Here is an 11,066-nt window from a genome sequence, read left to right on the forward strand (position 1 = left end):
GATGTGCGTTCCAAATGTAGGAGCGAGCCTGCTCGCGAAGGCGTAGTGTTAGTCGACAAAAATGCTGGCTGATCCACCGCTTTCGCGAGCAAGCCTGCTCCCACCGGGATGTGCGTTTCAAATGTGGGAGCGAGCCTGCTCGCGAAGGCGTAGTGTCAGTCAACAAAAATGCTGGCTGACCCACCGCTTTCGCGAGCAGGCTCGCTCCCACAGGGATGTGCGCTGCAATGTGAGAGCAGGCTCGCTCCCACAGGGATGTGTGCTGCAATGTGAGAGCAGGCGGTCTGCTCGCTCAGTTGATTGATCTGACTCTCTACAGTTGATAGCTGAAACTGATGCTATAGCGCGCTCGCCGATTGAACGTATCCAGCGCTTCATCGGACATGGGCTTGGCGGCCTCCAGCGCAATGTTGTAGTACTTGGCATCGCCAAAACGCAGACCTACTGCTGCCGATGACAGGTCATTGCTCTGCACCGCCAGCTTGTTGAACCAGGTTTTCGAACGGTCCAGCACCACGTATGGCTGCAGGATGCGCACCCAGTTGCCGTCGCGATTGAAACTGTAGTTGACCTCGTAAGCCGCACCCCAGCCCTTGTCGCCCGATGCCTGATCGTCCGGGTAGCCACGGCCGAAATTCTGCCCGCCGAACACCGCGCGTTCGCTGTCAGGCAGGGTGTCATCACTCCAGTACAGCGCGGCCGACAGCACGCCTTGCCAGTTGTCGAAGAACTTGTCGCTTTGCACCCCGGAGAGGCGCAGGCGCAGGAAGTTCAGGTCCAGCGCCGGGTTGTTGGAATGCGCGCCCATGCTGTCCAGACCCTGATACACGCCACCACTGAGAATCCGCAGTTGCCGGGCATCGCTCTTGCGCCAGTCGCCTTCGAATGCGAGGGCACGCACGTTGGTGCGCTCTTCGATGCTGAGCGGATAGCCGACCACGTCGTAGCGGTTTTTGTCATCCACTGCATAGAGCCGCGCTCCCGCGTTAAGCAGCTCGTTGGAGGCGGCAATGAACGGGTGGCTGACACCGATGGAGTAGCGGTCATCTTCCTTGTGCGGTTTGAGTTCGAAGCCATCGCTGGTGAGCACATTGGTGCCCGGATCGGCTCGGTAGCGTGAGGCAAACAGGCTCAGTTGCGTACCTTCGCTATTGAGGAACTGGTTGTAGTCCAGACGGTAGTAATGTTCGTGATCGTCGCCCGGCGGAAACAGCCCGCTCAGGGTCAGCTGCTCGCCCATGGCGGTCTGCGAGTTACTGCTGACCCCCAGCAATGCCTGCGTGCCGTTGCGGTTGTCTTCGGTGGTGCTCATGGTGCTGGTGAACGGTTTGCGGCTGGCCTGGGCCACCAGTGTTGTTGCGCCGTCGGTGGTGCCGGGCGGCGGGACTTGCGCCTGGATGGTCACCCCGGGGATGCGGGTCATCAGGGTGGTGTAGCGTTCGAAGGTCTTGCGGGTCAGCGGGCGTTCGGCCTGGATTTTGGCTGCCAGTTCGTCGAGCAGGCCTTTGACCCGGCCGACATCGCCCTGCACCTGCACATCGCGCACATAACCTTCGACCAGCACCACTCGGGCTACGCCGTCGTCGAAACGCTGTTGCGGCAGGAAGGCGTAGGACAGCAGATAGCCGTCCTTCTGGTAGCGCCGCGTGATGTCGCGTGTGGCTTCGATCAGGTCGGCGAGGCTGGTCTGATGGCCGATCAGCGGTTTGTAGACTTCGGCCAGTTCGTTGAGCGGGTAGATCGTGCCGCCTTCGATCTGCACGGTTTTCAGGTTGATTTTGGTCTCCATCAACAACGGCTGCGCCGTGGCCGCGCCGGGGTCGGGTACTTGCAGGGGCGTGGCGGCGGGGCGATAGGCATCTGCCGGCAGATTCGGCACGGGCAGGTTGCGGGTGGTTTCGTTGCTGTTGAGAAAGCTGGGCAGGGTGTCGGCGAGGGCGGCGGAACTGAGACTGAGGCACAGCAGGGATGCCATTACGCGCATAGGACACTCCATGTTCAGATCACAGCGCTGGGCTGAATTTTCCTAAGAAAAAAGCGGAAGACCCGTGGGAGTCTTCCGCCCTCAACCAAGCGTAGGCGCTGTAGGTGAGGCCGTCGAATCGGCCAGGTGCAATTTAGCGTTTGTTGCCTCCAAGAGCGCCGGTCAGACCGCCAAGCACGCCGCCCAGACCGCCGGTTGCGGTGCCACCCGTTGCGGTGCCGCCGGCACTGGTACCACCGTTGAGCAGACCGCCGACTGAGCCGACGGTGGCACCGACGTTGCTGACCAGACCTCCGACTGCCGTGGTGACCGGATTATTGGTAGCGGCGATGGTGGAGCCCACATTGCTGACCGCTCCGCCGACCTGACCGGTGAGGCCGGCAACCGGTGCGGCCAGACCAGTCGTAGCGCCCACTTGTTGGGTCACGCTGGTGACTGCGCTAGTGACCGGGTTAAGCCCTGCGCCGACGGTGGCGCCAACGGTCGCCAGTGGCGAGGTGGTGGCGGTGATCGGCGTGCCCGAGCCGCCGAGTACGGTGTTGAGTGAAGCGATGGTGTTGCCCAGCCCGCCAGCGGTCACACCACCGGCACTGACCACGCCGTTGGTGGAACCGGCGTTCAGACCAGTACCGACGTTGACCACGGCGCCGCCGACGGTTTGCAGCAGGCCAGTACCGCCCAGACCGCCACCGAGGCCGCCGCCCAGGCCACCACCGGTGCTGGTACCGTTATCGACCAGCCCGCCAGCCTTGCCGACGGCGGTGCCGACGTTGGTCAGAGCGCCGCCAACAGTGTTGGTCAAGGCGTTGCCGCCGCCGGCACCGGTTACCTGACCGCCCACGCCTTTGACAGCGTTACCGACCTGGCCGATAACACCATTGAGCGGAGCGCCAAGCCCGGTCGCATCGCCGACTTTGTCGGTAGTGCTTTCAACCATCGCAATCACCGGCACCAGGCCGTTGCCGACACTTTTGGTCACTGAACCGAGTGGCCCGGTGGTGGTGGCGGTGCTGAGGGTGTCACCGAGCATGGTGACTTTCTCGCCGACGCCGTCGAGCACCGGTGCAACTTTGGTCACCACGCCACCGACGACCGGAACGCTGCCGGTGGCAGTCGCCAGTTTGCCGCTCAGGTCCGAGACACCGTTGCCGACATCGGAAACCACGCCGCCCACCGAGGATGCGGTGACGCCCAGACCGTTGTCGACGGTGCCCAGTTTGCCAATGCCGTTGGCCACGCCATTGCCGAGGGTGCTGACCACGTTGCCGGCGGTGTTGGCCGCGCTCTGCACGACGCCACCGACGACCGGAACGGTGCTCAGCGAATCGCCGACCTGGCCGACGCCGTCGCCAACGCCAGCGACGGTTTTGCCGACGTCCTGTACCATGGTCGTGGTCACCAACGGCGTGGTGGTCGGGTTGGTTGGATTGGTTGGGTCAGTAGGGTTGGTCGGATTGGTCGGATCCGTCGGATTGGTTGGGTTGGTCGTGCCCGTACCGCCAGTGCCGCCAGTGCCACCTGTGCCAGCGGTATCGGTGCCGCCAGTACCACCGGTGCCACTGGAACCGCCAGTGCCACTCGTGCCGCCAGTACCCGATGTCGCGCTGTCTGGCGATGAACTGCCGGAGCTGCTGTGATGGCCGCCACCGCCGCTGCTGCAGCCCGCGAGGCCAAGGGAGAGGATCAATGCCAGAGCTGTTGCCGATTTGCACCACACTTGAGTTTTCATGGTTGAGATTCCTTGCACCTGTAACAACATTTCGTCGTTTTCGATGGCTCGCCGATCTGTCGCCGGCGATGCCTCGTCCGTGGTGTCAATCTCGATCGCGCGCAGGTTTCCCGCCATTCTCAAGTTGGTATTAACGCCTTTATATATAAGGCGCAGCGCAGTGCCTAAGCACTAATACCCAGGATATAGACGCATAAAAAAAGGCCTTGAAAATCAAGGCCTGGAGTTTTTCAGAGTACGACGCCAAGTGCGCAGACACTTAAGTGATATATACACAATTTACAGGCTTGTCCGAGGTGAGGATCAGGCAACCGGTTGCCACTGACCCACCATGTGTTCCAGATCCCCCTTACCGACCAGACGCAATTCGCCACTCGACCCCGCCGCACTCGCCAGCAACGAAACCTCGCCGGGCAGGCGCACCGGTTTGCGAAAATGCACGGCGATTTCCAGGTTGGCCTTGGGCAAGTGATCGGCCAGAGCCGCGAGCGTGCGTGCCTTGTTCCACAAGCCGTGAGCAATGGCCGTGGGAAAACCGAACAGCCTGGCACTGGCAGCGCTCAGATGAATGGGGTTGTAGTCGCCCGAGACCCTGGCGTACTGCCGTCCGATATCGGCCGGCGCTTTCCACTGTGCCACCTGCGTCAGAATCTGGGACGGTTCCCAATGTTGTTCGACCGGCTCGCTGTCGAGTTTGACCCCGCGACACAGCATTTGGCTTTCGGCTTCCCACAATGGCCCGAGTTGATCATCGAGGGTGGTCAGCACCTCGAAGGTCGCGCCTTTGGGATGCGGCTGCAGGTTGTGCACGCGCACACTGACTTGCGCGCGGCTGATCCCGCCCATGGGGCGCAACACGCGAATGCGGTTGCTCAGGTGGATCAGCCCCAGCAGCGGGAACGGAAATTCCCTGGCCGTGAGCAATTGCATCTGCAGGGCAAACGCGAGGATATGTGGATAAGTCGGCGGCAGCAGGCCGTCATCGGCAAAGCCGCAGACCTTGCGATAGGCCGCAAGCTTGTGGCTATCCACATCGACCCAGCAGCGCAAACCGCTGTCGGGCAGGGTGGTGCCGGTGATCTTGCGCCGCGTGGCGGCCCGCGCATACAGGCCGGGCAGGCTCGGTTCACGGTCAAGGGTGTGCCATTCAATGCTCATGACTATGCCCCCAGCACACTTTGTCCACAGACCCGCAGCGCCTGACCGCTGAACGCGCCAGTGCCGGGTTGCGCCAGCCATGCGACGGCTTCGGCGACGTCTTGCGGCAAACCGCCCTGCCCCAGCGAACTCATGCGCCGCCCGGCTTCACGCAAGGCAAACGGAATGTGCGCAGTCATCTGGGTTTCGATGAAACCCGGTGCCACGGCGTTGATGCTGATGCCGCGTTCGAGCAGCGTCGGCGCCCAGGCCTGGGCCAGACCGATCAGTCCGGCCTTGCTCGCGGCATAGTTGGTCTGCCCGCGATTACCGGCGATGCCGCTGATCGAGGCCAGCAGAATCACCCGCGCGTTGTCGTGCAAGGTGCCGCTGTCGAGCAGGGCCTTGGTCAGCACCTGCGGGGCATTGAGATTGACTGCCAGCACCGCGTCCCAGAATTCCGGGGTCATGTTGGCCAGGGTCTTGTCGCGGGTGATCCCGGCGTTGTGCACCAGAATATCGAGGCCGTCCGGCAGCTGTTCGATCAACTGCGTGGCGGCGTCTTCGGCGCAGATATCGAGGGTGATGGCGCGGCCGCCGAGGCGGGCGGCGAGGGCTTCCAGATCGCTTTTGGCCGGTGGTACATCGAGCAGGATGACCTCGGCGCCATCACGGGCCAGGGTCTCAGCAATCGACGCGCCAATGCCACGTGCGGCGCCAGTGACCAGCGCCTTGCGCCCCGCCAGTGGACGGGTCCAGTCCGTGACTTGGGTGGCGCACGCGGTCAGGCGAATCACCTGCCCGGAGACAAAGGCGCTTTTCGGCGAGAGGAAAAACCGCAGCGGGCCTTCCAGTTGATCTTCGGCACCCTCACCGACGTAGATCAATTGCAGCGTGCCGCCGCTGCGCAGCTCCTTGGCCAGCGAGCGCGAGAAACCTTCGAGCGCCCGTTGCGCGCTGGCCGCGAACGGATCGCCCAGGGTTTCCGGGGCGCGGCCGAGGATCACCAGGTGTGCGCTGCTGTCGAGGTTTTTCATCAGCGGCTGAAAGAATTCGCGCAGCTGTTTGAGCTGGTCGGTGTGCTGCAGATCACTGGCGTCGAACACCACAGCCTTGAGTTTCGGGCCGTGGCCGGGAATCCATGGCGTGGCGCTCGCCGGTTGTTCGCCGTAGCGGTAAATGCTCTCGGTGAGGCGATTGGCGAAAGCGCTGACCCGCTCGGCCAGCGGCCCGCCGCCGATCAGCAGCGCACCTTCGACCGGGCGCAGGCGTCCGGCCTGCCAGCGTTCCAGCCGCACCGGCGACGGCAGGCCCAAGGCCCCGACCAGACGATGGCCGATGGACGAGTTGGCGAAGTCGATATAGCGGTCAGACATGGAACGCTCTCCAGAAGTTGGGGTTCAAAGTGTGGACTGCCAACGGCAAACAATCGTTCGATCCACGCAATAAGGCCTACGCTAGAACAGCAGAGTAGTTGGCCGCCGATGGTTGTGTGGCCAAACACAAATTCAGTAACAACGCTGAACCTTGTAGGAGTGAGCCTGCTCGCGATAGCGATTTGTCAGATACAGATGTATCGACTGACACGATGCCATCGCGAGCAGGCTCACTCCTACAAAGGATTCAGGTGAATTCGACCATTTGGAAAAGGAGCTTTTCATGAGTCAGCTGCGCCGCGTCGCCATCATCGGTGGTAACCGTATTCCTTTCGCCCGCTCCAACGGGCCGTACGCCACCGCCAGCAATCAGGCGATGCTCACCGCCGCTCTCGAAGGCCTGATCGAACGCTACAACCTGCACGGCCTGCGCATCGGCGAAGTGGTGGCCGGTGCGGTACTTAAATTGTCACGGGATATGAACCTGACCCGCGAGTGCGTGCTCGGCTCCAGGCTGTCACCGGCTACCCCGGCCTATGACATCCAGCAGGCCTGCGGCACCGGGCTGGAAGCGGCGCTGCTGGTGGCCAACAAAATCGCCCTCGGCCAGATCGATTGCGGCATTGCCGGCGGCGTAGACACCACGTCGGATGCACCGATCAGCGTCAGCGAAGGCCTGCGCAGGATTCTCCTGCAGGCCAACCGCGCCAAGACTACCGGTGACAAGCTGAAAACCTTTCTGCAACTGCGCCCGCATCACCTGATCCCGGAGTTCCCGCGTAATGGCGAACCGCGCACCGGCCTGTCGATGGGCCAGCACTGCGAACTGATGGCGCAGACCTGGAATATTCCCCGTGAAGAGCAGGATCAACTGGCCCTCGAAAGCCATCACAAACTTGCAGCCTCCTACAGCGAAGGCTGGCACAACGACCTGATGACGCCGTTCCTCGGCCTGACCCGCGACAACAACTTGCGCCCCGACCTGCCCTTGGAAAAACTCGCCACGCTCAAACCCGCTTTCGAAAAAAGCGCCAAGGGCACGCTGACGGCGGGCAACTCCACGCCGCTCACCGATGGCGCTTCGGTGGTGCTGCTGGGTAGCGAGGAGTGGGCGAAAGAACGTGGTTTGCCGATCCTCGCGTATCTGCGCGACGGCGAAGCGGCGGCGGTGGATTTCGTCAATGGCGCCGAAGGTCTGTTGATGGCGCCGGTGTATGCGGTGCCGCGTCTGCTGGCACGCAATGGGCTGACTTTGCAGGACTTCGACTACTACGAAATTCACGAAGCGTTCGCCGCCCAGGTGCTCTGCACGCTCAAGGCCTGGGAAGACCCCGAATACTGCAAGACGCGTTTGGGGCTGGACGCGCCGCTGGGCACGATCGACCGCAGCCGGTTGAATGTGAAAGGCAGCTCGCTGGCGGCGGGGCATCCGTTTGCCGCGACCGGTGGGCGGATCGTCGCGAACCTGGCGAAATTGCTGGATGCGGCGGGCAAGGGCAGGGGACTGATCTCGATCTGCGCGGCGGGCGGCCAGGGCGTCACCGCAATCATTGAACGCTGACCACCATTCCCTGTGGGAGCGGGCTTGCTCGCGAAGGCGATGTGTCAGCCACAATTACCGCAACTGACAAGGCCCCTTCGCGAGCAAGCCCGCTCCCACAGGAGGGAAATGCATGTCGATGTCAGATTCTGTCGCAAATGCCCTCGACGGCCGATAACTACAACTCAGGTGGGCTCGGCTATGATCGGCACCGGTCGATTATTTCGGCACAGTGTGTGCATCCACAGGGTTCACAGGTCGGCAACCCCTCCCCGTAGCGCGAGGATTGCCGTATAACGAGTGACATTCGCGTGTTTGGTAATAAAGGACCCACAATAAAAGCTGATGAAGACTCCAAAACGCATTGAACCCCTGATCGAAGACGGTCTGGTCGACGAAGTGCTGCGCCCACTCATGAGTGGCAAAGAAGCAGCTGTTTATGTGGTGCGCTGCGGTAACCAGTTACGTTGCGCGAAGGTCTACAAGGAGGCGAACAAACGCAGTTTCCGCCAGGCGGCCGAGTATCAGGAAGGTCGCAAGGTGCGTAACAGCCGGCAGGCCCGGGCGATGGCCAAGGGCTCGAAATTCGGTCGCAAAGAGACCGAAGACGCCTGGCAGAACGCCGAAGTCGCGGCGCTGTTCCGTCTGGCCGGGGCCGGCGTGCGAGTGCCCAAGCCGTATGATTTTCTCGATGGCGTGCTGCTGATGGAACTGGTGGCCGACGAGTACGGCGATGCCGCGCCGCGCCTGAACGATGTGGTGCTCGAACCGGATCAGGCCCGCGAGTACCACGCGTTCCTGATCTCGCAGATCGTGCTGATGTTGTGTACCGGTCTGGTGCACGGTGACCTCTCGGAGTTCAACGTGCTGCTGACCCCGACCGGCCCGGTGATCATCGACTTGCCGCAGGCGGTCGACGCGGCGGGCAACAACCACGCGTTCAGCATGCTGGAACGGGATGTGGGCAACATGGCTTCGTACTTCGGGCGCTTTGCCCCGGAGCTGAAGCAGACCCGTTACGCGAAAGAGATGTGGGCGCTGTACGAAGCCGGCACCTTGCACCCCAACAGCGTGCTCACCGGCGAGTTCGACGATCCTGAAGACCTGGCCGACGTTGGCGGAGTGTTGCGCGAGATCGAAGCGGCGCGTCTGGATGAAGAGCGCAAGCAGGCGATCCGTGCGGCCGACGATGCGCCCAAAGGCAAGTCCGACGAACCACCGCCACCACCGTGGATGCAATAAGCGCTTGAACAGAAACCCGGCTTCGGCCGGGTTTTTTGTACCCGGTACGCATGGACACCTTGTAGGAGCTGCCGAAGGCTGCGATCTTTGCCCTGGATTTTAAAAGGCCAGATCAACAGATCGCAGCCTTCGGCAGCTCCTACAAGGAATGTATGTGAACGCCTCGCACAACGCCCGCCTGATCATCACCGCCCGGTTGATCTCCGACTTCGGCGCCTTCCTCAACATGGTTGCGCTGGCGACGTACGTTTACCTGCTGAGCAACAGCGCCATGAGCGTCGGGGTGTTTCTCGCCAGTCGTGTCGGCGGAGGGATTTTCGCCAGTCTGATCGGTACACGGTTCTATCGGCGCTGGAATGGCCGGGTACCGTTGATTGCCTTCGATCTGCTGCGCGCGGTGCTGCTCAGCCTGCTGTTGATCCTGCCGGTGAGCCAGCAGGCGTTGCTGTTGCCAGTGATCGCTTTCGGTCTGGGCTTTGGCAACTCGATGTTCGCCATCGGTCTCAACAGCCAGTTACCGAGGCTGATCGAGCCGGCGCAGCTACTGAAAACCAATGCCTGGATCACTTCGGCGTCCTCGGCGGCGATGGTCGGTGGCAGTCTGGTCTCCGGGTTGCTGGTGGCGGCATTCGGCTTCGAAACGGTGTTCGCGCTCAACGCACTGACCTATGTGCTGGCAGCGTTATTGATTGCGCCGCTGCGTTTCGCCGCGCCCGACGTCAGCGAACAATCGGCCAGCGAACGCGGCGAATGGTCAGCCCTGAAACAAGGCTTGCGCAGCGCTCCGGTGATTGCGGCGATGCTCGCCGTGACCATGGCCGACACCTTGGGCAGCGCCGCGCACAACGTCGGCTTTCCGATCATTTCCAGACTGCTCACACCCGATTCGGCCAGCACCACGCTGGGCCTGATGCTGGCGGTGTGGGCCAGCGGCAAACTGCTCGGCGCGCGGATTGCCAGTCGCCTCAAAGGCACGGATAACCTTGATTTGGAGCGACGGTATTTCTTCGGTGTGGCGTTGATGTCCTGTGGTTTCATCCTGATGTTCCAGCAGCACAGCCTTTTCGGTCTGCTGCTGTTTTCCCTGCCGGCGGGGTTGGGCGACGGCTTTTCCGAGGTCAGTCTGATGTCTCGCTTGCAGCGTGAACCGGAGCATCTGCGCTTGCCGATCTTCAGTTTTCTGACCTTGCTGCAAATGACCGGTTTTGGCGTCGGCATGTTGATCGCCGCGCCGTTTTACGGCTGGTGGACGCCGGGTGCCGTGGTCATGCTGTTCCACGGCATCCCGCTCGGCACGCTGTTGACCGTGAAGCTGTTGGCGCTCAGGCGCGGGCGGGTTGCGCGCAGCAGCCCGACGCCAGTTCCTTGAGGATCGGGCAGTCGGGGCGATGGTCGCCATGACAGTGCTCGACCAGATCCTGCAGGGTGTCGCGCAACTCGCCGAGTTCGCGGATCTTCTGGTTCAACTCGTCGATATGCTGACGTGCCAGCGCCTTCACATCGGCGCTGGCACGTTGGCGATCCTGCCACAGGGTCAGCAGCTTGCCGACCTCCTCCAGGGAAAACCCCAGATCCCGCGAGCGCTTGATGAACGCCAGCGTGTGCAGGTCATCATCGCCGTAAACCCGGTAACCGCTGTCGGTGCGATGGGCCGCCTTGAGCAGGCCGATCGACTCGTAATAACGGATCATTTTCGCGCTCAGGCCACTGTGCCGGGCCGCTTGGCCGATGTTCATCGGTGTTCCTCCAGATCCTTCGGTTTCCAGGTTTTCAACAGTAGCGCATTGCTCACCACGCTGACGCTCGACAGCGCCATCGCCGCACCGGCCAGCACCGGGTTGAGGAAGCCGAACGCCGCCAGTGGAATGCCGATCAGGTTGTAGACGAAGGCCCAGAACAGGTTTTGGCGGATCTTCGCGTAAGTCTTGCGGCTGATCTCCAGCGCCGCCGGCACCAGCCGAGGATCACCGCGCATCAGGGTAATACCGGCGGCGTGCATCGCCACGTCGGTGCCGCCGCCCATGGCGATGCCGATGTCCGCTGCGGCCAGTGCCGGGG

Annotated in this window: 8 protein-coding genes and 1 pseudogene; 3 read left to right on the forward strand and 6 right to left on the reverse strand. The window is 62.4% G+C overall.

The genetic code is table 11. The annotated features are described in order from the left end of the window. Nucleotides 1-313 precede the first annotated feature (313 nt). The 4 genes from DBR18_RS17445 to DBR18_RS17460 all read right to left on the reverse strand — a co-directional run bounded on the left by DBR18_RS17445 (nucleotide 314) and on the right by DBR18_RS17460 (nucleotide 6,226). On the reverse strand, nucleotides 314-1,984 hold the full coding sequence (locus tag DBR18_RS17445; RefSeq protein ID WP_108591235.1) for a ShlB/FhaC/HecB family hemolysin secretion/activation protein: 1,671 nt from the start codon (nucleotides 1,982-1,984) through the stop codon (nucleotides 314-316). A 133-nt stretch (nucleotides 1,985-2,117) separates the two neighbouring features. Continuing rightward, a complete protein-coding gene (locus DBR18_RS17450) occupies nucleotides 2,118-3,713 on the reverse strand; it encodes a collagen-like triple helix repeat-containing protein (protein ID WP_108591247.1) in 1,596 nt (531 codons plus the stop codon). A gap of 303 nt (nucleotides 3,714-4,016) precedes the next feature. Beyond that, the gene (locus tag DBR18_RS17455) at nucleotides 4,017-4,871 is read right to left on the reverse strand and encodes a MaoC family dehydratase (RefSeq protein ID WP_108591236.1); all 855 of its coding nucleotides are present in this window, start codon (nucleotides 4,869-4,871) and stop codon (nucleotides 4,017-4,019) included. A gap of 2 nt (nucleotides 4,872-4,873) precedes the next feature. Beyond that, nucleotides 4,874-6,226 carry a 3-oxoacyl-ACP reductase gene (locus DBR18_RS17460; RefSeq protein WP_108591237.1) on the reverse strand — a complete coding sequence of 451 codons (1,353 nt, stop codon included), beginning with the start codon at nucleotides 6,224-6,226 and terminating at the stop codon, nucleotides 4,874-4,876. Between the two features lie 283 nt (nucleotides 6,227-6,509). Between DBR18_RS17460 and DBR18_RS17465 the strand changes: the two genes are divergently transcribed. The 3 genes from DBR18_RS17465 (at nucleotide 6,510) to DBR18_RS17475 (ending at nucleotide 10,377) form a co-directional block, all read left to right on the forward strand. Beyond that, nucleotides 6,510-7,787: an acetyl-CoA C-acetyltransferase gene (locus DBR18_RS17465; protein ID WP_108591238.1), complete on the forward strand. Its 1,278-nt coding sequence runs from the start codon at nucleotides 6,510-6,512 to the stop codon at nucleotides 7,785-7,787. A gap of 324 nt (nucleotides 7,788-8,111) precedes the next feature. Further along, nucleotides 8,112-9,008: a PA4780 family RIO1-like protein kinase gene (locus DBR18_RS17470; protein ID WP_108591239.1), complete on the forward strand. Its 897-nt coding sequence runs from the start codon at nucleotides 8,112-8,114 to the stop codon at nucleotides 9,006-9,008. A 148-nt stretch (nucleotides 9,009-9,156) separates the two neighbouring features. Continuing rightward, nucleotides 9,157-10,377, forward strand: a complete 1,221-nt coding sequence (locus DBR18_RS17475; protein ID WP_108591240.1) for an MFS transporter — start codon at nucleotides 9,157-9,159, stop codon at nucleotides 10,375-10,377. On the opposite strand, the gene cueR is transcribed toward DBR18_RS17475, so the two are convergent. Together cueR and DBR18_RS29380 are read right to left on the reverse strand one after the other, a co-directional pair. Next, the gene (cueR, locus tag DBR18_RS17480; protein ID WP_007958485.1) at nucleotides 10,331-10,744 is read right to left on the reverse strand and encodes a Cu(I)-responsive transcriptional regulator; all 414 of its coding nucleotides are present in this window, start codon (nucleotides 10,742-10,744) and stop codon (nucleotides 10,331-10,333) included. The two genes, DBR18_RS17475 and cueR, sit on opposite strands and share 47 nt — an antisense overlap. Next, nucleotides 10,741-11,066: pseudogene (locus tag DBR18_RS29380) on the reverse strand (copper-transporting ATPase); the annotation flags it as partial. The pseudogene DBR18_RS29380 and the gene cueR, both read right to left, overlap by 4 nt.

The organism is Pseudomonas sp. HMWF021 (genome assembly GCF_003061005.1).
In the GTDB taxonomy this organism is placed as follows: Bacteria; Pseudomonadota; Gammaproteobacteria; order Pseudomonadales; family Pseudomonadaceae; genus Aquipseudomonas.

Coding starts and splice junctions, on each gene's coding strand:
- DBR18_RS17445 (WP_108591235.1), bottom strand. CDS start 1,984: ATGCGCGTAATGGCATCCCTGCTGTGCCTCAGTCTCAGTTCCGCCGCC.
- DBR18_RS17450 (WP_108591247.1), bottom strand. CDS start 3,713: ATGAAAACTCAAGTGTGGTGCAAATCGGCAACAGCTCTGGCATTGATC.
- DBR18_RS17455 (WP_108591236.1), bottom strand. CDS start 4,871: ATGAGCATTGAATGGCACACCCTTGACCGTGAACCGAGCCTGCCCGGC.
- DBR18_RS17460 (WP_108591237.1), bottom strand. CDS start 6,226: ATGTCTGACCGCTATATCGACTTCGCCAACTCGTCCATCGGCCATCGT.
- DBR18_RS17465 (WP_108591238.1), top strand. CDS start 6,510: ATGAGTCAGCTGCGCCGCGTCGCCATCATCGGTGGTAACCGTATTCCT.
- DBR18_RS17470 (WP_108591239.1), top strand. CDS start 8,112: ATGAAGACTCCAAAACGCATTGAACCCCTGATCGAAGACGGTCTGGTC.
- DBR18_RS17475 (WP_108591240.1), top strand. CDS start 9,157: ATGTATGTGAACGCCTCGCACAACGCCCGCCTGATCATCACCGCCCGG.
- cueR (WP_007958485.1), bottom strand. CDS start 10,744: ATGAACATCGGCCAAGCGGCCCGGCACAGTGGCCTGAGCGCGAAAATG.